This is a genomic window from Streptomyces sp. HUAS TT7, from assembly GCF_051550175.1.
Taxonomy (GTDB): Bacteria; Actinomycetota; Actinomycetes; order Streptomycetales; family Streptomycetaceae; genus Streptomyces.
Genome location: NZ_CP196175.1, coordinates 7,250,232 through 7,274,819, shown reverse-complemented (window position 1 = coordinate 7,274,819; position 24,588 = coordinate 7,250,232). Strand labels below are relative to the sequence as shown.

Genomic DNA, 24,588 nt, shown 5'->3' with positions numbered 1-24,588 from the left:
CCCGTACTTGAGCGACGTTCATGTAGCTAAACAAGCTAACGAGATCGTGCCCCTCCCCCACCGCCCGCGCACCCTGACGTGAGGACGAGCGATGTCGCTGGATCGCAGAGACGTGCTGCGTCTCGGAGCAACCGCCGCTACGACCGCCGCGGTCTCCTTCCGGCTCGGCGAGCCCGCGACGGCCGCGCCCGGGGGCGCGTCGGACGCCCCGGACCACGCGCGGATCGTGGCCGCGTACCGCGTGCTCCAGGTCGGCACGGGCCGGGTGTCACCGAAGCGCGACCGGGCCGTAGCCGCCCTGGACGAAGTGGCGCTCCGCTACGACTCGGCCATGGATGTGACCCGCGAGCAGCTCTGGGCGGATCTGCCGACAGGCCCCGGCAGCACCTACTTCCCCACCATGTACTACCGCCTGCGGACGATCGCGGTGGACTGGGCGACGCCGGGCTCCGCCCTCTCCGCCCGCCCGGAGCTGCCCGAGCGCATCGTGACAGCGCTCGACACGCTCTACCGCACGCAGTACAACGAGCACACGGCCGAGGTCGGCAACTGGTACTCGTACGAGATAGGCGTGCCCTACTGGCTGCTCCAGACCGTCGTGGCGCTCGGGGACCGACTGCCCGCCGCCGACCGGGAACGGGTCCTGCGCCCCGTGCTGCGCTTCGTCGCCGACCCCAACCGGCGTACCGCGACGGCCAGGTTGGTGGAGACCGGCGCCAACCGGGCGGACAAGGCGCTGATCACCGTAGTCTCCGGAGCACTGTCGGGCGACGCCGGCCGGGTGGCCGCAGGCCTCGCGGCGGTGACCGACGTCGCGGGGCAGGGGGCAGCGGACCTCACCCGCCGGTCCACCGAGGGCGACGGCTACCGCACCGACGGCTCCTTCATCCAGCACGAGGTGGTGCCCTACCCGGGCCACTACGGCCTGGTGCTGCTGAGCGCGATCGCCGCACTGACGTATGTCACCGCAGGGACGGCCTCCCAACTCCCCCTCTCCGTAAGAGAGATGTTCGAGCAGGCGGTCTCGGATGTGTACGCGCCGTTCCTGTTCGCCGGGTCGATGATGGAGCCGGTCCGGGGCCGGATGCTGTCCCGGCAGGGCGAGACCGGGCACGACGCGGGGCACCAGTTCATCGCCGCCGTGGTACTGCTCGCCAGGACCGCCGCCGAGCCCGCCGGGTCCCGGCTCGCCGGCCTCGCCGCGCGGTGGATCGCCGAGGGCGCGTGGGCACCGTACCTCGACGTCGCGGACCTGGTGCGGTTCTCGGGCGGGCTGCAGCCCGTCGGGGTGCCCGAGGTGGAGTTCGCCGAACAGCTCCCCGCGCCGCGACCCGGATCCGCTGCGCCGTACGCGCATCGGGTGTTCCCGCAGATGGACCGCATGGTCCACAGCACGCGCGGCTGGTCGGCCTCCCTCGGTGTCGGGTCGAAGCGGATCTGCCGGTACGAATCCGTCAACGGCATGAACCTGCATGGCTGGTACACCGGCGACGGCGTCCTCTACACCTTCCTGCCCGGGCAGCAGGGCCATTACAGCGACGCGTACTGGCCGACCGTGGACGCCACCCTGCTGCCCGGCACCACCGAGCGGGACGCACCCCCGCCCCCGCTCCTCGCCGACCCTCCGCGCACCACCACGTCGTACGCGAGCGGGGTGCGCTTCGACGCCCAACACGGCGCGCACGGCCTCGACTTCGTCTCTCAGGACGGCACCCTGTCCGCCCGGAAGTCGTGGTTCTTCACCCCGGACGCGGTGATCTGTCTCGGCGCCGCGATCACCGACGCCTCGGGCGCCCCGGTGCGGACGGCCATCGAGAACCGGAACCTGGGCGAGCGGGGCGCCGCCCGGCTCCTCGTCGACGGCAGGCCCGACACCTCGCCGCTCGGCACGATCCGGGCCGTGACCGGGGCGCGCTGGCTGCATCTGGCGGGCACGGCGGGATACGTCCTGCTCGACGGGCCCGGCCGACAGCCGGTCACGCTGCTGCGCGAGGACCGCACCGGCAGCTGGCTCGGCATCGACACCGGCGCCAACACCCATGGCACGCCCACCCCTTGCACCCGCCGCTACCAGAAAATCGTCCTGGACCACGGACCTCACCCGGCCGGCGCGAGCTACGCGTACGCGGTGCTGCCGGGCGCCTCGGCGGACCGGACCCGCCGGGCGTGCGGGCGCTGGAACGTCCTCGCCAACACGGCGCTGGTGCAATCGGCATGCCTGGACGGGCAGTTGACGGCGGCGACGTTCTTCGCCGCCGGGGCCGTCGAGCCGGTCCGTGTCTCCGGTCCCGCGGCGATGATGTGGGGCCGCACCGCACACGGGTGGACCTTCACCCTCTCGGACCCCACCCAGACCCAGGACACCGTACGCGTCACCATCGACGGCCCGGCCCGCCGCGTCCTGCACGCCGACCCGTCCGTCACGGTGGTCGCCACCCGTCCGCGCCTGGTGGTGGACGTCAAGGTCGCCGGGTCGTTCGGGACGACGCACACCTTCATGACGGGCTGACGGGCACCCGGTCGCCCCGCCGTGATCCACTGGGACCCGCATCCGCATCCCGGGAGAGGTCATCGATGAGCGCGTGGAGCAGAGCACTCGACGCCGCGGGCATCTGCGAGCCCGGGCTGCGTGACGACTACACGCGCCAGCGCGAGCTGGCCGCCCGCTTCAAGCGCAGCGCCTACCTGGCCGCCCGGCTGCTGCTGCCCGCGCCATTGTTCCCGCACGTGGTCGCCACCACGGCCTTCATGCACCACGGCGACAACCTCCTCGACAGCGGGCCGGTCGATGGCCGGGCCGAGGCCTACGCGGACTGGGAGCGACAAGTGCGCGAAGCCCTCGTCCGCGGCGAGAGCGCACACCCTGTGATCCGCCCCCTGCTCCACACCATCGCGGCCCACCCCCACCTGCCCGGCCACGTCGAGCAGCATCTGAGCACCGCCCGCGCCGACCTCGACTTCGCGGGATTCGCCACGGAGGCCGACCACCAGGCCTACATCGACGCGTACTCGCTGCCCGCGTTCATGCTGGTCGCCTGCCTGCTCGCGCCCGAAGGGGACGCGACGGAGTTCCGGGCGGCGTGCCGTACGTACATCGACGCGGGCCAGCGCCTCGACTTCGTCAACGACCTGGCGGAGGACCTCGCGGACGGCCGGCTCACGATCCCGCGCGAAACGCTCGACCGGTTCGGAGTCACCCGCGAGGACCTGGAGCAGGCCAGGGATCTGCACGGCACCCGGCAGCTGATCGCTTACGTGCTCGGCCAAACCCGCACCACCCTGACCGCAAGCCACCCCTTGACCACACTCGCCGCCCCCACTGCACGCCCTTTGGTACGCGCCCTGCTGGCCCTGGACGCCCTCACCATCACCTCAGCCACCCACAAGGGCCCCGCCCTCCTCAAGACTCCGGCCCGACCGTCGCTGCCGGGGGTCGCGCGGGTCCTGCTGCGCGAGTACGGGGCGGCGCGGCGGGGGTGGCGGGCTCACCGGAGTGCTGATGCCGCGCTCGCGGACAATGCCACGATGGAATGAGCCCGCCGCCCCACCGCGTTGTGAGTGGACACATCACCACCACAGCCAGGAGCGCCCCGTGCAGGCCGAGCAGGACACCATTCGCAAGATCCTCACCGCCACCGGCGACACCTGGGCCGTCGTCGGTCTTTCCAGCAACCAGCGCCGGGCCGCGTACGGAGTCGCGGACGTCCTCCAGCGCTACGGCAAGCGGATCGTGCCCGTGCACCCCAAGGCCGAGACCGTGCACGGCGAGCAGGGGTACGCCTCGCTCGACGCCATTCCGTTCCCGGTCGACGTCGTCGACGTGTTCGTCAACAGCGAGCTCGCCGGGGGCGTCGCCGATCAGGCCGTGGCCATCGGCGCCAAGGCCGTCTGGTTCCAGCTCGGGGTCGTCGACGGGGACGCGTACGACCGCACCCGTGCCGCCGGGCTCGACATGGTCATGGACCGGTGCCCGGCGATCGAGATCCCCCGGCTCGGCTGAGCGGGGCGGAAATCCGGCCGCGCATTCGACGAGTGCGGGTATGTACCACTGAATGGCACACGCTCATACTGTCGCCTACCAGACCTACGGGGAGGCACCAGTTGGGGGAGCTGATTCGTACCAGGGACGGGCGCGACTTGGCGGTCGAGAACTACGGGAACCCGCGGGGCAGGCCGGTGTTCCTGTTGCACGGCACCCCGGGGAGCCGGCTCGGCCCGGCGCCTCGCAGTGCGGTGCTCTACCGCCTCGGCGTCCGCCTCATCACGTTCGACCGGCCGGGCTACGGCGATTCCGACCGGCTGCCGGGGCGCCGGGTCGCGCATGCGGCGGCCGATGTGGAGGCGATCGCCGACGCGCTGGACATCGGCGAGTTCGCCGTCGTAGGACGATCGGGCGGTGCCCCGCACGCACTGGCCTGTGCGGCGCTGCTCCCCGACCGTACGGCACGGGCCGCGGCCTTGGTGGGGCTCGCGCCGCGCGATGCGCAGGGGCTCGACTGGTTCGAGGGGATGACCGAGTCCAATGTGCGCGAATACATCAACGCGGCCGCCGGGAAAGGGCAGTTGACGACGTCCCTGGAGATGCGGTCGATCACGATCAGGGCCGATCCGCGCCGTTCGGTCAACGACATGCGGCACGGGCTGCCCAAGCCCGACCGGGGCATCGTCGCCGACGCGGGCATCCGGGTGATGCTGGAGCGCAACTTCGAGGAGGGGCTGCGGAGTTCGGCCGACGGCTGGGTGGACGACGTGATGGCGTTCAGCACCGGCTGGGACTTCCGCCTGGAGGACATCCACGCGCCGGTCCTGCTGTGGCACGGCGAGCAGGACGTGTTCGCACCCGTGCAGCACACGCGCTGGCTGGCCGAACGGATTCCCGGCGCGCAGATGATCGTCGAGCGCGGAGCGGCACACTTCGGCGCGCTGCGGGCGCTCACCCGCGTGCTGAGCTGGGCCACCCGGTGAGCATGCGGGCATGAACCGGGGAGTGCGCGGGCCCGCGCACTCCCCGTACCGCTCACACCGGCTGCGGCTCCAGGTCCCGGTTGATCCGGCGCCAGGCGCGGGCCGCCTCGGCGATCGGGTGGTCCACGCCCAGCTGCTTCGCGGCCGGTTCCAGGATGGAGGCCCGCAGCCGCTGAGCCTCCTCCTCACGGCCGGCCGAACGCAGGGTGATCGCCAGGTTGGAGCGACAGGCGAGCACATCGGGATGGGTGGGTCCGAACCGCTCCAACAGGCCCTTGAGCGCGGTCCGTTCCCAGCGTTCGGCGAGGTCGGGGCGGCCCATGTCGCCGTACGCGTTGGCCAGGTTGATCGCCGCGCAGAGCGTGAACGGATGGCGTGCGCCCAGGACTTCCTCAAGGGCCGCTCGTACGTCCTCGCCGCCCCGCACCGCCTCCTCGGCCGCGCCGAGCCCGCGCTGGTAGATGTAGACGTTGTTGCGGCAGGCCAGGGTGAAGGGGTGCTCCTCGCCCAGCGTGCTCTGGTATCCCTCAAGAGCCTGGACGGCGAGGTCGAGGGCGGCCTGCTTGTCGCCGGTCGCCGAGAAGTCGGCGGCCAGGTTGAGGCAGCAGGCCAGCGCGTCCGGCGCCTTGGTCCCGTACCGGCCGCGGTAGCGGTTGTACGTTTCCTCGGTCAGGCGTTTCGCCTCGTGCGGGTGGCCCGCCTTGCGCAGGGACACCGCGAGGCTCTTGGCGGTGCGCAGCGCCTCGGGCACATCGGCGTTGAGGACCCGCTCGAACGCCGCCACCACTTCCCGCAGCAGCTGCACCGAGGCTCCGTAGTCGCCGCTCTCGCGCAGGTCACGCGCGAGGTGGCCCTTGGTGGTGAGGGTGAAGGGATGGTCGTCGCCCAGTAAAGCGCTGCGCCGCTCGACCGTCTCCTCGTCCAGCCTGCGGGCCGCCTCGCTGTCGCCGCTGAGCCGGTAGTCGATGGCGAGGTTGTTGGCGGCGATCAGGGTGCGCGGGTGGTTCTCGCCGAAGATCTGCCGCAGCCCGTGGTAGATCCTGAGGTCGCGGGTGAGGGCTTCGTCGAACCTGCCGAGCGCGCGCAGGTCGGCGGCAAGGCTGCCGGTGGTGATGAGGATGCTGGGGTGGTCGTCGTTCGGGTGGTCCTTGTGCAGGACGCTGATCTGGCGGGCGAGGGTGTCCTCGTCCATCGCCCGGGCCTCCTGGTACTTGCCCTGGGCGCGCAGCGCGTTGGCGAGCTCGAAGCGGATGTTGAGGGTCTGGAGGTCGTTCTCGCCGAGCTCGCGCGTCCAGACCTTGTTGAGCTGGGTGCCGAGCACCCGGGCGCTCTCCAGCTCACCGCGCTTGAGCAGATAGCGGATGCGGTCGACCATGAGCTGGCGGACCTTCTCCTCGTCGCAGTCGGCGATACCGGAGGCGCTCAGGTGCGGCCAGATCAGCTCGAAACTGGGCCAGCTCTTCGGGTCGTTGACGGGGTTGTCGCGGTCGACGCCCTCGACCGGGCGGGCTTCGGCGAGGATGCGGTGGACCTCGTGCTTGGCGGTGTCCACCTGCTCATCGGTGAGGCCGGCCCGCACCGCGGCCTGGACGAGCCGGTGCACCTGGATGCTGCTGTCCGCCGGGTCGACCTTGGCGAGCGCGAACCGGTTCAGGGTCTGGATGACCTTGCCCAGCATGTACCGCTCGCGCAGATCGGGGTCGTACGGCAGAAGGGACTCGAACATCGAGTCGCTGCCGATCAGCCTCATCGAGATGGGCTCGGCGGAGAAGAACGAGCAGAGCTCCAACAGGCGTACCGCGGCCTTGGATTCGTCGCGCAGCCGGCTGATCGAGATGTTCCAGGTCGCGCCGATCTGCTCCGAGTAGTCCTCGGGCTTGCCGAGCGAGAGGACCTTGGTGCTCTGCTCCTTGAGCTGTTCCACATAGGCGTCGACCGGCGTCGCGGTCTCGGCGAGCCAGGCGGCCGCGACCTCGACCGCGAGCGGCAGGTCGCCCACCGCGTCGGCGACGCGTTCGGCGTCGGCGGCGGGGAGTTTGGTGACCCGGCGGCACAGGTGCTCGACGCTCTCGGCGCGGGTGAAGACCTCCACCTCGATGGCCTCCACCTGCGTCGAGGCGGGCTTGTTGCGGCAGGTGGCGAGGATGTGGCCGTACGTCTCGCCGGAGATCGGCTCGGTCTCCTCCGGGAGGAGCTTCAGCGCCCGGTCCAGGTCCTCGACGTTGTCGAAGATCAGCAGCCAGCGGGAGTAGGGCGCGCCCCGCCGCAGCGCCTGCATGGCCGCACTGGCCGCCTCGGCCACGACGTCACCGGCCCTGAGGTCCATCTCGGCGGCCAGCTCGGCCAGCGAGGACACCACCCGGTCGGGCTGTTCGGCCTCGATCCACCACACCAGGTCGTAGTCGGCGCGGAACCGGTGCGCGTACTCACGGGCCACCTGTGTCTTGCCGACGCCGCCGAGCCCGTACAGGACCTGCGGGAAGCGCTGGGCGGAACGGCTGTCGCCGCGCAGCTGGTCGCGCAGCTTCTCCAGGACGGAGGTGCGGCCGGTGAACCAGGCGTGCCGGGGCCGTACGTTCCAGATCTTGGGCACGCTGCCCGGATAGCGGGGACCGGCAGGCCCGGCCGTCAGCGCGGTGACCGCCTCGGCCCGGTCGAGCGCGTGCAGCACGGCGGCCCCCGCGTCGTTCTCGTCGAGGCGTACGAGGTCGATGAGGCCGCGGCTGCTGAGCGGCGGGCTGAGCCGCACGTCACCGACGCGCACCGGCAGTATCTGGCGCCGCCCGCCGGCGGCGTCGAGCCCGGCGCCGGTCTCCCAGAAGCTGCGGGCGCGCTCGGTGTTGAGGTAGGCCTGCGAGACCACGGGGATGACGCGGTATCCGACACCGGAGGTGAACTCGGCTTCCACCGCGGCCGCTTGGGGCGTGCGCACATCGATCGGCACGACCTGGAAGCCACCGATCGTCAGCACGTGCACCAGCCAGTCCGCCCACATCTGATCCTCGGCAACATAGGTGAGGACCACATTGGACGGCGGCATGGGCCTGCGCCGGGTGTAGGCGGCGACATGGGTGAGCCGGTCGGCCTCGTCGATGGGCGGCAGCGCGTTCACCACGCCCCCGGTGAGGACGGAGGTCAGCCGTTCGCAGGCGCTGAGCATGGAGCTGCTGACGTTGGGCGCGTCGCCGAAGGTGGCCAGGATCTCTTCGTAGGCGTAGAAGGGGCGGTAGGGAACTTCCACCGTGCCCCAGTAGTTGCCGAGTTCCTCGGTGCTGAGGCCGCTGGGAAAGCCGGGGAAGCTCTCGCGGGCGAGGGCCCGTCCGGCGTCCGCCTTCTCCTTCTCGCCGTCGTCGATGCGCATCGGGACGGGCAGGATGCGGATGCCCCGCTCGTGGTAGCGCTCCTCGATGTCGCGGGCCACCGCCGAGGCGCCGTCGATGCTCTGGTCGCTCAACGTGAAGCAGACGACGAGGACTTCGGGCATCTGGACGGTGCAGATGTCGGCGATGTCGCTGAGGCCCGTACGGCTGTCGATCAGGGTGTAGTCGTAGTGGCGCTGCATATCGTCGCGCATGGCGTCGAAGAACTGGCCGCCGCCGAACCGCTCGTGGAAGTCGTCCCAGTCCATCTTGCCCACGATGGACGGGTAGTCGCGGTTGCGCCGCCCGGCCGAGAGGAAGTCCAGGCTGCCGCCCTGCGGGAAGTTCCAGTTCAGGGAGGTGGCGTGGGGGCGGACCCGGGCGTAGTCGCGGTGCCAGTCGGGGTCGCGGTCGGCGGGGCGACGGGCCTCGTCCTGGTAGTCGGTGATCAGGTTGATCAGGCCCGGGGTCGCCTCCAGGTCGGCGAGGTCGAGGAAGGGGTGGAAGAACCGGTGCAGGCCCGGCGCCTCCAGGTCCCAGTCGACCGCCAGTACCCGGTATCCGTTGGCCGCCAGGATCCATGCGCAGTTGGCCAGCGCCATGGTCCTTCCGGTGCCGCCCTTGTACGAATAGAACGTGACGACGGTCCCGTTGCGGTTCTCAGTCATCTGATGAGCCCTCCGCCTTATCACCGTTGTTCTTGTCCTGGTCCGTGCTCTGACCGCGGCCACCGGGGCCACTGACGCCGTAGCCGATGCCGCGTGGAAGCACCCGGGGCATCGGCCCACCGCTTCCGGGCGGTGGATAGGTCGGCGCGTTGGCCTCGTAGTGTCTGACCGCCGCCTTCACGGCCCCCGGGATCGCCTTGCTGAAGGCTTCCAGTGTGGGCAGTCCGGCGCTCGGTGTGCGGTGTCCGTCGCTCTCGTCGACGCGGGTGGCGAGCGCGGCGTCGGTCTGCCGCGCCAACTCCTCGTCACGCGCGCCGGTCTGGGGGTCGGCCTCGTTCCCGGGGACCATGACGCTGATCCACGGCCGGGGCGTGGCACACAGCTGGGTCATCAGGTCGCGGCGGCGCCGGGCGTCCAGGGCCCAGCGGTCGAGCAGCAGCAGACCTGGCCCGGTGGGCGGGTCGGAGTCGAGGAGCCGCTGGGGCTCGGCCTCGAAGTCGCTGAGGTGCACGGTGTAGTCCAGGCCGCGTACGACGTCGACGGTGTGGTCGGCGAGCGGCCTGGAGGAGGCCGGATGGTACGGGTTCCAGTCGAGGGCCTCGGATCCGTAGCAGTCCGGGCTGCGTCCGGTCGGGAGGGTGGCGCGCGAGCAGGCCAGGACGGAGACCTCCAGTTCACGGGCGGGCTCGCCGGCCGGACCGAAGGCGGCCGGCACCTTCGCGTAGTCCTGGTGGGGGTCGCCCGGTTCGAGACGGATCTGCTGGGCCACGCTCACGATGCGTTTGGCGAGCTGATAGACGGCGCGTTCGTACTGGTCGCGCAGGTAGTTGAGCTTGATGAGCCCGTAGAAGCCCTCGTCGGCGTACTCGTCGCCGAAGGTGGCGTGATTGAACTGGAGCCGCTCGGCGGGCTGCGGCAGCTGCCTGGTCGGCACCGGCACCCACAGCGCGGGCACGATCCCGGTGACGGGGTTGCTGTTGTTGTGGCTGTTACGGGTCTGGGCGGCGGCCCGGCTGGAGAAGGCGAACCACTCCCGGCCGCACTGTTCGCTGAGGAAATAGCGCGGCGAATAGAGCGGCACGAACACCTTGCAGAACGCCAAAGCCTCCGAGAGCCGTTCCTGCCATCCCTCGCCGGGCTGCATCTGCTGGTCCATGAAGCCGGCGCTGCCGGCCGGCAGGGACGTCAGCTGCATCACATGGGCACAGAGGTCCCGGAAGAACCGCTCCACCCAGAGGTTGGGGTTCCGCTCCTTGGGGTCGCTCTTCGGCGTGTGCGCGTAGCTGAGGAAGAAGTACGGCTTCTGCTCGTCTCCCCCGGCCCCCACTGATACGTGCACCACTGTCTCCCCCGGTCCAAGTGGATGGGTCCTCAGTGTAGGAACGGAGGATTCTCCGGCGGAACAGAACGAACAAACCCAATGGTTGATCCACTCGCGGGGTTCCGATCAGATCATGACCGAAATCATGCGCAGCTCAGCGAGTGGATCAATCAATTAGCGGGAGAATTCGCTCAATTCGAGGGGGAATTCACTCAGTGCGGGGCTTCGACGCGGGCCTTCCACTCGGCCCGATGGCGCTTCGCGGAGCCGACCGCGGCGGTGAGAGCCGCCCCCGAGACGGGTTCGTCCAGCCAGCCGCGCACCGTGTGGCCCATGCTGGCGACGAAGCGTTGTCCCAGGTCGGTGAGGGTTCCCGAGCCGAGCAGCTCCTCGACGGCCTCCGCCGTCTGCTGCCGCCAACGGGCGAACTGCGCCTCGGCCGCGCCGCGTTCGGAGGTCCCCTCCGCGGTCCGCCGGCGCACCCGCCAGAAGTCGGTCACCGCGATATGGGCGTACGTTCCCTGGAGCAGCCCGCCGATCGGCCGCGGATCGTCGCGCCAGGGGGCGTAGTACAGGTTCCGGTCGGCCGTGTCGTACAGGTCGACGGCGTCCAGGACCGCGGCGAGCTTCACGTGCTGGAACTCGTGGACGATCAGCAGGGCGAGCTGGTCGGGCGAGGCGGGCCTGGCGGCCCCGATCGCGCCCCAGGCCTCCTTGCAGGCTGCGCTGACGTTGCTGCGCTCCTGTGCGTGCAGCGGGGTGATCAGGCGCAGTCCCGCGGCCACGCCGTCGGCGTAGGCGGGCAGTTCGCGCCGGATCAGGGACCAGGCGCCGGTCAGGTCCTCGGCCCACAGCTTGGCCTCGTCGGCCGCGAGCCGCCCGGAGACGGGCCACTTGTGGCAGTCCCGCAGCGGGTCGGTGTCCTCGATGGCCACGCTCCAGCCCTCGCCCTCGAAGAGGCGTACGGGGTGCCAGCGCGGGGTCGGCCCGTCCAGGCCTTCGTGCCAGCCGATGTCGAGCCGCCGGGAGCCGGCCCGCACGGTGAACCCGTCGGCGCCCGCGGTCACTACGGCGTCCTCGGCCCCGCCGTCGAGCCGTACCGTGCCGAGCCCGGGAAGCCGCAGGGCGCCGCCGCGCAGCGGCACGGTGACGCTGTGGCCGAGCCGGGCCCGCAGCACCGTGGCGGCCGCGATCTCCGCGAGGCCGCCCGCGGGCGCCGCCTTGCCTTCGAGCACGCTCAGGGCCCACGGCCGGGTGTAGGGGTGGGCGAGGACGCCGTCGAGTTCGGCGGGCGCCTCGGCGTCCAGGTCTGTCAGGAGCTCCCAGGCCCTGGCGCCTTCACGGTCGGAGAGGGCGATGTGTTCGCTGACGGCGGCGAGGAGCTCCTGGTTGATCTCCAGCTGGGCCGCCGCGAGGCGGGTGACGGTGTCCGCGCCGCCGAAGCCCGCGGCCAGGGCGTCGAAGTCGCCCTGTTCCAGGGGCAGTTCGACGGGGGTGGGTGTTGGTGCGGGCACGGCCGCCTCCCGGTCTCGGATGGTGGTGACCAGTGCCAGCAGGTCGGGGCAGAACACGGAAGGGTTGTCGAAGTCGCTGCCGGTGCGATAGCGGTGGGCATAGAGGCCGCCCCCGCAGGACTGGACGACGGGGCAGCTCCGGCACTGCGCGCAGAGCTGCTCGATGCCCTGCTGGCGGGCCAGCATGCCGGGGTGCCGGAGCACGTCGTCGAGCGAGTGCGTGAAGACGTCCATGCCGGTGGCCGGGGCCCCGTCGTACGACGTCTTGAGGCTGTCGGCCTGCTCGAAGGTGCCGTCGGTCTCGATCACGACGAGGTCGGCCGGGGCTAGCCCGAGCGATTCCGTGAGGCTGCTCCCGCCGCGCAGGGTGCGAAGGACGGAGTCGAAGATGCGGACCGGAACGGGCCGGCCCGCCGCGTCCCAGCGCCGGTAGATCGCGTCGAGCCAGTCCGCGTAGGGCGTGGCCGCGCCGCCGGGGCGGGGCGGCGGGGTGTCCCACGTGGCGTGCGGGAGAAGGAAGTCGATGCGGGGCGGCGAGAGCGCGACGAGGGCCTCGTAGACGGCGACCGGGTCGTTCTCGACGTCGATGGTGCAGAGCAGCCCGGCGAACAGGCGCCGGTAGCGCGGGCGGTTGAGCAGCTCCACAGCGCGGATGACCTTGGCGTGGCTGCTGCGGCCGTCGGCATAGCGGCGGTGGCGGTCGTTGGAGACCTTGTCGCCGTCGAGGGATACCCCGACCTTGATGCCGAGTTCGAGGAAGAGCTGGCAGAACTTCTCGTCGAGGAGCACACCGTTGGTGTGCATGCGCAGATCGAGCGCGCTCACCGAGTGCAGCGCCCGCTGGAGTTCCTCGGCGGCGCGCCGGATCCGGTCGGGTCCGGCGAGCAGGGGCTCGCCGCCGTGCAGAACGACGTGGACCGTGGGGAGTTGGTGACGCCTGGCGTGCTCGGCGATCCGGTCCGCCACTTGCGCCAGGATCTCCTCGGAGACGGCCCGGGGCCGCCCGCGCCAGCTCGTGTCCGCGTGTTCATAGACGTAACAGTGATCGCATGCCAGATCGCAGCGGCTGTGCATCTTCAGCACAAACTGGGACAAGGCAGGCTGAATCGGCCGGTCCATGGGGTGAGTCGTTCCGCCCGTCAGAGCGCCGACTGGAAGGCGGACGTACCGGGAACGCCGGAACTCCCGCCTGCTGTCATCACCCTGGTCAGGCTCGCCGGGGCCTTCCCGGCGCTCTGCGCCGCTGCCCGCTTCACCAGCGGCAGCCGCCTGCTGGCCGGCCTGTGGGGGGCGGGGCCGGGCCGTTCGGCCGCCGAGACGAGAGCTTCCACGTGAGCGCCTTTCGGATCGTAGCGCCGTTGGCGCAGCAAGGTCTTTCTGGATCACTGCGCAGAACACGGCTCATAGAACATTGCATGGGCTTTTCGCAGGTCGTGCAATTCGGCCGCACGCCGTGCCCATGTGCGCTCATGCGCCACGAGCGACTGGTCCGACCACTGCCGCCTCCCCGGGACACCACAACTGCGTTGGCCCGTGCCCAGGTTCGGCGTTGGCGCCAAAACCACCCGCACGAGTGGTTTCGTCCGAGATGAACTCCGCTTTCGTCGCCCCCTCAGTCGCGAGAGTGACGATAGTCAGCCTCCACCCGACTCGGCCCTGAACACCAGATACAAGGCCAAAATCGTCCAGAACCGATCACGGCACGCACCCGGGGAGCACGCACCGGCTCACGTTCGGGCTCGGTTCTCCCCCATCCGCAGCTCTTACAAGCGTACGGCCATGAAGCCAACCGGCCGTACCAGCAAGAGGGTTGAGCGGCTCAACGATCAAAGGGAACCGAGATCGCCATCGTCATCACGACGGGCTCGGCACCCCGATTCCCGTATGTGTGCGGCGCGTTGGCCTCGAACGATGCCGAATGGCCGACCGGGACGGGGTAGTCGACGCCGTCCACCACGAGGTTCAGCGTGCCTTGCGTCACATGCAGCAGCTCGATCGTGCCGGCCGGATGCGGGTCCGACGCGCTGGCATCCCCCGGCATCAGATGCCACTCCCACATCTCCAGCGGGCCGGGCGCCTCGGTCCCGGCGAGCAGCGCGCTGTAGCTGCCCCGCTCCGTTGACCAGAGCCGGACGATCTGTTCGGGCGGGACGACGCGGACCTTGGGCCCGCCCTCGTAGTCGAGCAGGGTGGTGATGCTCACGCCGAGCGCGTCACCGATCTTCACCACGGTGCCCACGCTGGGATTCGTCCGGGCCTGCTCGATCTGGATGAGCATGCCGCGGCTGACCCCGGCGCGGGTCGCGAGCGCGTCCAGCGTGAAGCCGCGCTCGGTGCGCCAGCGCTTGACGTTGCGGGCCAGTGACTGGGTCAGCAGTTCGAGGTCCGACACGTTTCCGTCCATGAGGTGGGCCCCAGAGAGGCCGTCCAATATTTTTGATGACAGGGTTCAATATGCTGCACTACGGTGGAGTACACCCCACTGAATCCCCTGTGTCACTGCACTGTACTGCGAGGCCCCCGATGACAGCACTGTTCGCCCTGGCCACCAGCCTCCTGTGGGGCCTGGCCGACTTCGGCGGCGGGCTGCTCACCCGGCGCATACCCGCACTGACCGTCGTGGTCGCCTCACAGTCGGTGGCCGTGGTCGTTCTCGGAGCGGTCGTCGTCGCGACCGGCGGCTGGCACGAGGCCGGCCCACAGCTCTGGTTCGCGGTCGCGGCGGGAGCCGTCGGCCCGGTCGCCATGCTCAGCTTCTACAAGGCCCTCGCGCTCGGCCCCATGGGCGTCGTCTCGCCCCTCGGCTCGCTGGGCGTGGCGGTGCCGGTCGGCGTCGGGCTCGTGCTCGGCGAACGCCCCGGCATTCTTCAGTTCGCCGGCATCGCGGTGGCCGTGGTGGGCATCCTGCTCGCGGGCGGCCCGGAGTTCCGCGGCGCCGCGGTGCGCCGCCAGGCCATCCTGCTCACGCTGCTCGCGGCCTTCGGCTTCGGCGCCGTGATGGCGCTGATCTCCGAGGCGTCCACGACCGTGACCGGGCTCTTCCTCGCGCTCTTCGTGCAGCGCGTCACCAATGTCGCCGTGGGCGGCAGCGCCCTGTACGTCTCGGTACGGCGCGGCGCCCGCGCCCTGCCCGAGGGCGGCGGCCTTCGCCTGGTCCGGCTCTCGCTGCCCGCGCTGGCCTTCGTGGGCCTGGCCGACGTGGCCGCCAACGGGACGTACTCGATCGCCGCACAGCAGGGCCCCGTCACCGTGGCGGCCGTGCTCGCCTCGCTCTACCCCGTGGTGACCGCGCTCGCGGCGCGCGGGGTCCTCAAGGAGCGGCTGCGCGTGGTGCAGGCGGCCGGCGCGGGTCTGGCCCTGGTCGGCACCGTACTGCTCGCGACCGGCTGATCAGGCCTCTTCGGAGGTCAACTCCGCGATGGCGAGCAGCTGTTGAGGGGTGACGCCCTCCGGGATGGGCACCGGTGCGGGCGTGCGCAGCGGCGGCTGCCAGCCGTGCTCCTCGTCCCAGGTGCGGACGATCCTCGCGGGCGCCCCGGCCACCACCGCGTGGTCGGGCACTTCACCGCGCACGACCGCGCCCGCCGCCACGACCACGTTGCGGCCGAGCCGGGCGCCGGGCAGCACCACGGCGCCCGTGCCGAGCCAGCAGCCGGGGCCGATCTCCACCGGCTCCATGCGCGGCCACTGCTTGCCCACGGGCTGGTGCGGATCGTCGTAGCTGTGATTGGTCGAGGTGATGTAGACGTACGGGCCGCAGTACGTGTCCGAGCCGATGGTGACCGTCGTATCGGCGATGACATGGCTGCCCCGGCCGAGCACGACCCCGTTGCCCAGGGTCAGTATCGGATCGGCGCCGAGGTCGAGGCCGGGCATCATCCCGGCGGTCAGGGTGACCTGTTCGGCGATGATGCAGTGGTCGCCCAGTTCGATCCAGGGCTCGCCGAACACGGTGCCCTGCGGGAAGGCGAGGCGGGTTCCGGCGCCGATCCGGCGGAAGCGCAGCTTCCCCGGGTGTTCGGCGGTGACCGCGCCGGCCTCCTTGATCAGGCCCCAACCGCCGTGGACCGCGCGGGAGGCGAGCCTGCGCCGCCAGGCGGTCAGCGATGAGAACGTGTTTCTGTTCTTGGGCACCCGCACACGGTACTCATCGCCGACCCAGCCGATCAGGGCCGACGCCTGTGATCTTCCGCTCAGCGCGGGCTCAGTCGCCGTGCGCCTTGCGGTGGTCCTCGGCCAGGCCCAGGTACATCAGGGCGTTGACCTTGATCCCCTCGCGCTCCTCCTCGGTCAGCTCGCGACGCACCTTGGCGGGCACGCCCGCGACCAGGGAGCCGGGCGGCACGACCATGCCCTGCGGCACCAGGGCGTGCGCCGCGATCAGCGAACCGGCGCCGATCCGGGCCCCGTTGAGGACGGTGGCACCCATGCCGACCAGCACGTCGTCCTCGACGGTGCAGCCGTGCAGCACCGCGTTGTGCCCGACGGTGACCCGCTCGCCGACGGTGACAGGGAAGCCCGGGTCCACGTGCACGGTGCAGTTGTCCTGGATGTTGCTCTCGGCGCCGATCACGATCGGCCCGCAGTCGGCCCGCAGGACCGCGTGGTACCAGACGCTCGCGCCCGCCCCGAGGGTGACCTCGCCGAGCACCACGGAGGTGGGTGCGGTGAATGCGGTCGGGGCGATCTCGGGCGTCTTTCCGCCCACTGCCACGACCAACGCCTGCTCTGCCATGCGCCACTCCTTGTACGGACCCTGTACGGATTCCATCGCGCCGGGTGTCACGCTAAGCGACCGCGCCTGGGCCTGCGCGATCGGGGGGCCGCTTACGATCGCGCGATGGCACTCTTCCGGATCGACCGCCGCACGCATCTCACGCCCGCCGAGGCGTGGCGGCGGCTCACCGACTGGGAACGGCACGGCGACAGCGTCCCGCTGACCCGGATCATCGTGCGGACCCCGCCACCGACCGGCACCGGCACGCTCTTCGTGGCCCGCACCGGCCTCGGCCCCCTGGGCTTCGACGACCCGATGGAGATCACCCGCTGGCAGCCGCCGTCCGGGGCCGGCCCGGGTGTGTGCCGCCTGGAGAAGCGCGGCCGCGCCGTCACGGGCTGGGCCGAGATCGAGGTGGGTGAGGCAGCGCCGGGGTCGTACGTGATCTGGCGGGAGGACCTACGGGTACGCGGACTCCCGCGCGCGTTGGACGGGTTGGCGGAGAGGGCTGGGCGGGCGGTGTTCGGCAGGGCCGTGAAGGCCCTGCTGCGAGACCGCACCCCCTGAGAGCCGCGACTGGGCGCTGCCGAACCCCGAAGGGTGCGTGGGCGCGACCACCCAGAGGCGGCCCGCACCCGACCGACAACCCGCGGGAGCTCAGTCCGCGGCCGGAACGTTCTCCGCCGCGGACTGCTCCGCCTCGGCCTCTGCCATCGACTTCTTCGCCCGGTTCTTGACCACCAGCATCGACACGACGCCGATGAGCAGCGCGGCGACAAGCCCCAGGTACGAGAAGTTCTTCAGCCAGGACTCGGCGACGATGCCGAGGTAGTAGATGACGGCCGTCGTACCGCCCGCCCAGCAGATCCCACCGAGCACGTTGGCGATGAGGAACTTCCAGTACGGCATGTGCAGTACGCCCGCGAGCGGGCCCGCGAAGATGCGGAGCAGGGCGATGAAGCGGCCGAAGAAGACGGCCCACATGCCCCACTTCTGGAAGGACCGTTCCGCCATGGCGACATGGCCCTCGCTGAAGTGCTTGGGGAACTTGCGGCCGAGCCAGGCGAGCAGCGGCCGGCCGCCCTTGCGGCCGATGGCGTAGCCGATCGAGTCGCCGATCACCGCACCCGCCGTGGCGCAGGCACCCAGCACGACCGGGTTGATGTGTCCCTGTTGGGAGGCGAGCAGTGCCGAGCTGACCAGGACGATCTCGCCGGGCAGCGGGATCCCGAGGCTTTCGACCCCGATGACCAGCGCCACCAGAAGATAGACGCTGACGGCGGGGATGTTCTCCAGCCACTCCTGGATGTGCAACGCCGCTTCCTCCCGCTCGCTCCGGACCGGAGCCCGGCGTGCGCCCCCCTGGCGCACGCCGGGAAGCCTACCCGGTCAAGGCCGGCCGGCCGCTGCGCGCGATCGGACCAGGCCATGGCCGACGAGCCGCTGTTCGCGCGCCGAGACGCCCACGCTCACCTCGCGCGTTCCGGTGCCGAGCACCCAGCCGTGCCGCTCCGGGTCCCACGAGGACAGCGAGCGGGCGGAGATCCGTACGGTCACCCGCTGCTCTCCTGCGGGCTCCAGTTCCAGGCGGCGGTAGCCGGCCAGGGCGCGGCGCGCCTGGTCGAGGCGGAGGTCGGGCGAGGGGCCGAGGTAGACCTGGGCGACCGTGGTGCCGGTGCGGCGGCCGGTGTTGCGGACGGTGAAGCCGACCGCGAGCCCGTCGCCGTCGGGCCGCACGCTCAGGTCCGCGTACTCGAAGGTGGTGTACGAGAGGCCGTGCCCGAAGGGGAAGAGCGGCTCCACTCCCTCGGCGTCGTACCAGCGGTAGCCGAGGTGGATGCCCTCGGAGTACTCCTCGGTGCCGTCCACGCCGGGATAGCGGCGCGGGTTCCCGGCCATCGGGTGCCGGTCGTCGGAGACGGGGAAGGTCTGGGTGAGCCGGCCGCCCGGGTCGCAGTCCCCGAACAGGACGGCCGCGGTGGCCTCGGCGCCTTCCTGGCCCGGGTAGTACATCTGCAGTACGGCGCCGACGCGGTCCAGCCAGGGCATGGTGGTGCACGACGAGGTGTTGAGCACCACGGTGGTGCGGGAGTTGGCGGCGGCGACCGCTTCGATCAGCTCGCCCTGGTGGCCGGGCAGCGCGAGGGAGGTGCGGTCGGCGCCCTCGGTGGCGTCCTCGTACGCGAAAAGGACGACGCTCTCGGCCGCGCGGGCGGCGCGCACCGCTTCGGCCACGTCGGCTGCGCGGGTGGCTCCGGTGGTGCGGCGGAGCCGGAAGAGCTGGCCCTTGTCTCGGCCCTTGGCGGTGATGGTGAGCCGGTGCGTCCCGGCGGTGAGGTTCAGGGTGCTGCGGCGGACGGTGAGCCCGTCGGGTGCGGCGCCGACGAGTCCGCCGGTGAAGAGCTCACCGAGGCCGGGCGCGGGCGGGAAGAGTTCGGTGCCGTCGAGGAGCACCTTGGGGCGGTCGCCGGAGTAGTGGACGTAGAAGGTCCACTCGTCGGCTTCGGCCACGGTGAGCGTTCCGTCGTACGTCCAGGTGGCGCCCGGGGCGACGCCCTGGCCCTCGAAGTCGGCGCCCTCGGAGGTGCCGGGGAGGGGCTTGCCGAAGAGGTCCTCGCCGAGGGCGTAGTCGATGTGGGCGCCTTCTCCGGCCCGAGCTCTGAGGGCGTCGAGGGGGCTCTGCGCGTGGTCGGGCACGACGTGGGCGCTGCCGCCGCCGCTGACGAACGGGATGGTTCCGGTGGGCCCGATCACGGCGATGCCGCGGGCGGTGCGGCCGGTGAGGGGGAGGGTGGCGTGGCGGTTGTGGAGCAGGGTGGCGCCGGCCTTGGCGACCTTGAGCGCGGTGCGCGCACCGGCCCGCGGGTCGCGGCCGGGCCGGGCGGGAGCGCTCCCGTCGAGCAGCCCGAACCGGTCCATGACGGACAGGATGCGGCGCACGGAGCGCTCGACGAGCGCCTCGGAGACACTGCCGTCGAGCACGGCCTTCTTCAGTGCGTCGGCGAAGAAGTTGCCGCTCGGCATCTCCATGTCGAGCCCGGCGGTGAGGGCGGCGACCGTGCTGTGGGCGGCGAACCAGTCGGTCATGACCCAGCCGTCGAAGCCCCAGCCGTCGCGCAGGATGTCGCCGAGAATTGGCTTGTTCTCGCAGGCGAAGGTCCCGTTGACCTTGTTGTACGCGCCCATCACGGCGCCCGCTCCGGCGGCGACGGCCGCTTCGAAGCCGCGGAGTTCGAGTTCTCGCAGGGGCTGTTCGGCGATCCGCACGTCGATGGACATGCGGTCCTTCTCCTGGTTGTTCAGGGCGAAGTGCTTGACGGTGGCGATGAGGCCCTGGCTCTGGATGCCGCGGATCTCCTCGGCGACCAGATCCGCGCCGAGCAGCGGGTCCTCGGAGAAGGTCTCGTAGTTGCGTCCGGCGTACGGGGTCCTGATCAGGTTGACCATGGGCGACAGGAGGACGTCCTGGCCAAGCGCGCGGCCCTCGCGGCCGATGACCTCGCCGTACTCACGGGCGAGCGCGGGATCGAAGGCGGAGGCGAGCATGACCGGGGCCGGCAGTGCGGTCGCGTGCGCGGTGACGCGGACGCCGGCCGGTCCGTCGGCGAGCCTGAGCGGGGGGATCGCGAGCCGGGGCACACCGGGGACGTAGCCGGCCTGACCCAGTTTGCCGGGGTCGTCGGCGCCGTGCAGGAGGCCGACCTTCTCGTCCGGGGTGAGGCGGGCGATCAGCGCTTCCACCCGGCGGGAGGCCGGGGTTGCGGGGAGCGCGCGGGCGGGGGCGGCGAGGGTGCCGGCCGCGGCTGCCGCGACCGTGACGGCGCCGCCGAGCAGACGCAGTGCTGACCTTCGGGAAACGGTGTCGGACATGGACCGTCACTCCTTTGTGTGCGGGCACGACGTGGTGGACCGCGGCACAGCAGGCGGCGGGCCGGCGTTCGACCTGTGAACGCACTATGCGTCACGACCGAGTTGACAACCCGTCAGGCGCCACGAGGCGCCGGGAAACGTAGGACCGTCCGGTGGAAGAGTCAATGAGGGCGAACGGGGCAGCCGTCAGGACATGGAAAAGGCGCCCCGGCCGGAGCCGGGACGCCTTCGGGTTCCGTAGCCTGCGCTACCGAGTGATCAGGAGTTGGGGCGCAGGGTCCACACGACGGTCATCTCGCCGGTCACGGCGCCGTCCGCGCGCTGGATCTCGATGACGACGGGGAACTCGGGGCGCTGCCCCGCGTCGAGTTCGGCCACCACGTCGGCGATCGGGCGGCCCAGCGTCGCGGTCGCGGTGACGACGCCCATGGCGAGCTTCTTGTAGCCGATCTCGGCCTTGACGGCGAGCGGCACGGCACGGTTCATCTGGTCGCCGAACGCGGCGATGACGATGGCGCCGCTGGCGGACTCGGCGAGCGTGAACATCGCTCCGGCGTGCGGCCCGCCCACGTGGTTGTGGTACTCGGACTGGTCCGGCAGCTCCACCACGGCGCGCTCGGGGGTGGTCTCCAGGAACTTCAGGTTGAGGGTGCGGGCCATGGGAACGGTCGCGGCGAGCATCTCGCCCACGGACATCTGATCAGCGCTCATGGGCCGATGTTACCCATGGGTAGCCGTCATTGACCATCCCCTGGCGGGGGCGGCCGTAGCAGGAGCGGGAGTGCACCTCTATGGTTACTGGCCATGTGGCCAGGACAGCAGCCGCCCGGGGGCGAGCAGAACCCGCAGGATCCGAATCAGAACCCGTACCAGCAGCCGGGGTACCAGCAGCCGAACCCCTATGCGCAGCCGGGGCAGCAGCCCACGCAGCCGCCGGGGTACCCGCCGCAGGGTTACCAGACGCCGAACCCGTACCAGCAGCCGACGGTGCCGCAGTACCCGGTGGGCAGCCCGCCCGGGCCGCCGCAGCCGCCGGAGAACAACGACAAGAAGAAGACCACCCTCATCGCCATCATCGCGGCCACCGCCGTGGTCGTGGCCGCCGCCGTGACCGGCGTGGTGGTCCTCAAGGACGACGGCAAGAGCGACACCAAGGCCGACGGCAAGGACAAGCAGTCGCCCTCGGCCTCGTCGCCGGCGGCGCCGTCCTCCCCGGCCCCGAACCCGCGTGGCGCGGGCGCACAGGTCCAGCCGGTGATCGCGGGCTGGAAGGTCGTGGTGAACCCCACCAAGGGCGACGCCTTCGACGTGCCGCCGGACTGGGAGGTCGACAGCCCCGGCATGAGCGTGGGCTGGTCCGACAAGGCGGACCCCAACGGGTTCGGCGGCATGATGATGTCCTCCCCCGCGTACTACAAGTCGAAGTGGTGCACCGCCAAGAACGGCAGCGGCCGTGATGTGAACACCGCTCTCGCCCAGATCGGCACCAAGGGCGCGAACGGCGCCAAGTCGACCGACGAGGCGGCCGAGCAGGCCGACGACTGGCTGTACTACGCCTACACCCAGCCGGACAAGAACCACATCACCTCCGAGAAGCCGGTCCCCTTCACGACCAAGTCGGGCCTCCAGGGCAGCGTGGTCCGGGCCAAGACGACCGGCGTGAAGAAGACGGACAAGTGCACCACCGAGGGCCAGTCCGTGCTGTTCGGCTTCAAGACCGCCAAGGGCGACCTCGCGGCCTGGAGCTTCATCGCCAACACCGGCGTGCCCGGCGCGGTCGACGAGGACACCATCCAGAAGATCCTCAGCACCATCCGGCTCGTGCCGGTCACCGAGTCCGGTTCCTGACGCGCACCGCATACGCGATCCGGCCCTGAAAGGGACCGGGCTCGTGCCGCGGGCGAGGCCGCAAACCGTTTGTCGCCACGGGGTGGCGGCGGCGATAGTCCCTGAGTGACTTCCGCCGCCACCCCTTCGCCTGTGCGCCGCCCCTCGTGGGCGGGCCGCAACTACACCCTGCTGACCGCCGCAGCGGTCGTGACGAACCTGGGCAGCCAGGGTGCGCTGATCGCGGCGGCGTTCGCGGTGCTCCAGTCCGGCGGCAGCGGTGGCGACGTGGGCCTGGTCGCGGCGGCCCGCACCGTGCCGCTCGTCCTGTTCCTGCTGGTCGGCGGCGCGCTGGCGGACCGGCTTCCACGCCACCGGGTGATGGTCGCCGCCAACACCCTCAACTTCCTTTCCCAGGGCGCCTTCGCGCTCCTCGTCCTGACCGGCGACCCGAAGCTCTGGCAGATGATGGCGCTCACCGGGCTCGGCGGAGTGGGCCAGGCGTTCTTCGGCCCCGCCTCCGAGGGCATGCTCATGTCCAGCGTGAGCGGCGCGGAGGCGGGCCGCGCCTTCGCGTTCTACCGGATGGCGATGCACGGCGCGGGCATCGGCGGGGCAGCCCTCGGCGGCGCGCTGATCGCCGTGTTCGGCGCGGGCTGGGTGCTCGCGATCGACGCGGCGGCCTTCGCGGTGGCGGGCGCGCTGCGGGCCTTCCTCGACGTGAGCCACATCCCGCCGCGCGAGGCGGGCGACGGCATGATCTCCGATCTCCGCGAGGGCTGGCGGGAGTTCATGTCGCGGCCGTGGCTGTGGTCGATCGTGGTGCAGTTCGCGGTCGTCAACGCCGTGGTCGCGGCGGCCGAGGCGGTGTACGGGCCGCTGGTGGCCCGCGACGAGCTCGGCGGGCCGGGCCCGTGGGGGCTCGCGCTCGCCGCGTTCGGCCTCGGTACGTTCTGCGGCGCGCTCCTGATGATGCGCTGGAAGCCGAGCCGGCTGCTGCTCGCGGGCAGCCTGTGCGTCTTCCCGCTGGCCCTGCCCTCGGCGGCGCTCGCGGTGCCGCTGCCGGTGGGCGCGCTCGCGGCGGTCATGCTCGTGACGGGCGTGTCGATCGAGGTCTTCGGCGTCTCGTGGATGACCGCGCTCAACCAGGAGATCCCGGAGGAGAAGCTCTCGCGCGTCTCCGCCTACGACTGGCTGGGCTCGATCGCCATGGTGCCCCTGGCCACCGCGCTCGCCGGGCCCGCGCAGAGCGCGGTCGGCCGCACGTCCGCGCTGTGGGGCTGCTCGGCGCTGATCGTGCTGCTCACCGCGGCGGTCCTGTGCGTGCCCGGCGTACGCCGCCTGACCCGGCGCACCGAGCCGGTGGCCGCGGGCGGGGCCGGGGTGTCAGCCGATGCTGAAGGCGCCGTCGGGCGGCTCGGGTGAGGGCTGCGCGTCCGCGTCGCCGACGGGCTGCGCGTCCCCGATGAAGCGGCGCAGCGAGTCGCCGTGCTCGACCCGGGCCGGGAAGGCGTCCCCCGCCGTGCGCCGGGCCAGCGCCGCGACGTCGAGGGGGCGGGCCGAGGCGAGCAGTACCGCGTTCCCGAAGCGCCGCCCGCGCAGCACCGACGGCTCGGCGATCAGCGCGACCTCCGCGAACACCGCCCGGAACGTGGCCAGTTGGGAGCGCAGGAACGCGAAGGGCGCGCCGTCCGCGAGGTTGGCGGCGTAGATGCCGCCGGGCTTGAGTACCCGCTCGGCGACGCGCGCGTACTCGATCGAGGTGAGGTGCGCGGGCACCCGCGAGCCGCCGAAGACGTCCGCGACGAGCAGGTCGGCCGAGGCGGCCGGCGCGCTCCCGGCCCAGGCTCTCGCGTCCGCCGCGTGCAGGCTGATCCCGGCATCCGGAGGCAGTGGCAGGTGTTCGCGGACGAGTTGGACGAGCGCGCGGTCGGCGTCCACCACGTCCTGCCGCGAGCCGGGCCGGGTCGCCGCGACATAGCGGGGCAGGGTGAGCGCCCCGCCGCCGAGGTGCAGCACGTCCAGCGGGGCGCCTTCGTCGGCCGCGCAGTCCACGACATGGGCGAGCCGGCGCACGTACTCGAACTCGATGTACGTGGGGTCGTCGAGGTCCACGTACGACTGCGGGGCGCCGTTCACCGTCAGCAGCCAGGCGCGCCGCCGGTCGACGTCGGGCAGCAGCTTGGCGGTGCCCCAGTCGACCTCCCGGACGACGGGTATCGGTTCGGCGCGCGGGCCGTCGTTGCGCGGGTCGTCGTTCACGGTCCCATTGTGCCTTTGCGGGGCGGATGTCAGGAGTTCGAATCTCCTGGGTGTGCGCCCGGCGGCCGGGTGCGGGTCGCCGGGC

Annotated in this window: 19 protein-coding genes; 9 read left to right on the top strand and 10 right to left on the bottom strand. The window is 71.4% G+C overall.

Annotated elements, in window-relative coordinates:
- Positions 1–91: 91 nt before the first annotated feature.
- The 4 genes from ACSHXC_RS32835 to ACSHXC_RS32820 all read left to right on the top strand — a co-directional run bounded on the left by ACSHXC_RS32835 (position 92) and on the right by ACSHXC_RS32820 (position 4,965).
- Entirely contained in the window at positions 92–2,509 is a 2,418-nt protein-coding gene (locus ACSHXC_RS32835) for a polysaccharide lyase 8 family protein (RefSeq protein ID WP_438294986.1), read from the top strand.
- Between the two features lie 65 nt (positions 2,510–2,574).
- Entirely contained in the window at positions 2,575–3,534 is a 960-nt protein-coding gene (locus ACSHXC_RS32830) for a phytoene/squalene synthase family protein (protein ID WP_438294985.1), read from the top strand.
- 58 nt (positions 3,535–3,592) lie between these two features.
- Positions 3,593–4,000 (top strand): CoA-binding protein, encoded by a 408-nt coding sequence (locus ACSHXC_RS32825; protein WP_438294984.1) that lies wholly within the window; start codon positions 3,593–3,595, stop codon positions 3,998–4,000.
- Between the two features lie 101 nt (positions 4,001–4,101).
- The gene (locus ACSHXC_RS32820) at positions 4,102–4,965 is read left to right on the top strand and encodes an alpha/beta fold hydrolase (RefSeq protein WP_438294983.1); all 864 of its coding nucleotides are present in this window, start codon (positions 4,102–4,104) and stop codon (positions 4,963–4,965) included.
- Between the two features lie 52 nt (positions 4,966–5,017).
- Here ACSHXC_RS32820 and fxsT read toward each other — a convergent pair whose 3' ends face one another.
- The 3 genes from fxsT to ACSHXC_RS32805 all read right to left on the bottom strand — a co-directional run bounded on the left by fxsT (position 5,018) and on the right by ACSHXC_RS32805 (position 12,922).
- A complete protein-coding gene (gene fxsT, locus ACSHXC_RS32815; protein WP_438294982.1) occupies positions 5,018–8,992 on the bottom strand; it encodes an FxSxx-COOH system tetratricopeptide repeat protein in 3,975 nt (1,324 codons plus the stop codon).
- Entirely contained in the window at positions 8,985–10,331 is a 1,347-nt protein-coding gene (locus ACSHXC_RS32810; RefSeq protein ID WP_438294981.1) for a TIR-like protein FxsC, read from the bottom strand. The genes fxsT and ACSHXC_RS32810 overlap by 8 nt, the downstream gene beginning before the upstream one ends.
- Positions 10,332–10,525: 194 nt before the next feature.
- Positions 10,526–12,922 carry an FxsB family cyclophane-forming radical SAM/SPASM peptide maturase gene (locus ACSHXC_RS32805; RefSeq protein WP_438294980.1) on the bottom strand — a complete coding sequence of 799 codons (2,397 nt, stop codon included), beginning with the start codon at positions 12,920–12,922 and terminating at the stop codon, positions 10,526–10,528.
- Between the two features lie 27 nt (positions 12,923–12,949).
- On the opposite strand from ACSHXC_RS32805, the gene ACSHXC_RS32800 reads away from it, so the two are divergent.
- The gene (locus ACSHXC_RS32800; RefSeq protein WP_438294979.1) at positions 12,950–13,162 is read left to right on the top strand and encodes a hypothetical protein; all 213 of its coding nucleotides are present in this window, start codon (positions 12,950–12,952) and stop codon (positions 13,160–13,162) included.
- Positions 13,163–13,646: 484 nt separating this feature from the next.
- Here the strand turns inward: ACSHXC_RS32800 and ACSHXC_RS32795 are convergent, their stop codons facing one another.
- Positions 13,647–14,219 (bottom strand): helix-turn-helix domain-containing protein, encoded by a 573-nt coding sequence (locus ACSHXC_RS32795; RefSeq protein WP_438296963.1) that lies wholly within the window; start codon positions 14,217–14,219, stop codon positions 13,647–13,649.
- A gap of 131 nt (positions 14,220–14,350) precedes the next feature.
- Between ACSHXC_RS32795 and ACSHXC_RS32790 the strand changes: the two genes are divergently transcribed.
- Positions 14,351–15,217, top strand: a complete 867-nt coding sequence (locus tag ACSHXC_RS32790; protein ID WP_438294978.1) for an EamA family transporter — start codon at positions 14,351–14,353, stop codon at positions 15,215–15,217.
- Here ACSHXC_RS32790 and ACSHXC_RS32785 read toward each other — a convergent pair whose 3' ends face one another.
- Both ACSHXC_RS32785 and ACSHXC_RS32780 read right to left on the bottom strand, forming a co-directional pair.
- Positions 15,218–15,961: an acyltransferase gene (locus ACSHXC_RS32785; protein ID WP_438294977.1), complete on the bottom strand. Its 744-nt coding sequence runs from the start codon at positions 15,959–15,961 to the stop codon at positions 15,218–15,220.
- Between the two features lie 70 nt (positions 15,962–16,031).
- The gene (locus tag ACSHXC_RS32780; RefSeq protein WP_438294976.1) at positions 16,032–16,562 is read right to left on the bottom strand and encodes a gamma carbonic anhydrase family protein; all 531 of its coding nucleotides are present in this window, start codon (positions 16,560–16,562) and stop codon (positions 16,032–16,034) included.
- 105 nt (positions 16,563–16,667) lie between these two features.
- Here ACSHXC_RS32780 and ACSHXC_RS32775 point away from each other — a divergent pair, with 105 nt between their 5' ends.
- Complete coding sequence (locus tag ACSHXC_RS32775; RefSeq protein WP_438294975.1) at positions 16,668–17,111, top strand: SRPBCC family protein; 444 nt, start codon at positions 16,668–16,670, stop codon at positions 17,109–17,111.
- Between the two features lie 90 nt (positions 17,112–17,201).
- Here the strand turns inward: ACSHXC_RS32775 and ACSHXC_RS32770 are convergent, their stop codons facing one another.
- From ACSHXC_RS32770 to ACSHXC_RS32760, 3 genes are all read right to left on the bottom strand, one after another.
- The gene (locus ACSHXC_RS32770) at positions 17,202–17,858 is read right to left on the bottom strand and encodes a DedA family protein (protein ID WP_438296961.1); all 657 of its coding nucleotides are present in this window, start codon (positions 17,856–17,858) and stop codon (positions 17,202–17,204) included.
- Positions 17,859–17,933: 75 nt separating this feature from the next.
- Positions 17,934–20,414: a beta-glucosidase gene (locus ACSHXC_RS32765; RefSeq protein WP_438294974.1), complete on the bottom strand. Its 2,481-nt coding sequence runs from the start codon at positions 20,412–20,414 to the stop codon at positions 17,934–17,936.
- 258 nt (positions 20,415–20,672) lie between these two features.
- Complete coding sequence (locus tag ACSHXC_RS32760; protein WP_399490222.1) at positions 20,673–21,110, bottom strand: DUF4442 domain-containing protein; 438 nt, start codon at positions 21,108–21,110, stop codon at positions 20,673–20,675.
- A 108-nt stretch (positions 21,111–21,218) separates the two neighbouring features.
- Here ACSHXC_RS32760 and ACSHXC_RS32755 point away from each other — a divergent pair, with 108 nt between their 5' ends.
- Both ACSHXC_RS32755 and ACSHXC_RS32750 read left to right on the top strand, forming a co-directional pair.
- The gene (locus ACSHXC_RS32755; protein WP_438294973.1) at positions 21,219–22,262 is read left to right on the top strand and encodes a hypothetical protein; all 1,044 of its coding nucleotides are present in this window, start codon (positions 21,219–21,221) and stop codon (positions 22,260–22,262) included.
- A gap of 105 nt (positions 22,263–22,367) precedes the next feature.
- Positions 22,368–23,666, top strand: a complete 1,299-nt coding sequence (locus tag ACSHXC_RS32750) for an MFS transporter (protein WP_438294972.1) — start codon at positions 22,368–22,370, stop codon at positions 23,664–23,666.
- Here ACSHXC_RS32750 and ACSHXC_RS32745 read toward each other — a convergent pair.
- Positions 23,628–24,503 (bottom strand): spermidine synthase, encoded by an 876-nt coding sequence (locus ACSHXC_RS32745; RefSeq protein WP_438294971.1) that lies wholly within the window; start codon positions 24,501–24,503, stop codon positions 23,628–23,630. The two genes, ACSHXC_RS32750 and ACSHXC_RS32745, sit on opposite strands and share 39 nt — an antisense overlap.
- Positions 24,504–24,588 lie beyond the last annotated feature (85 nt).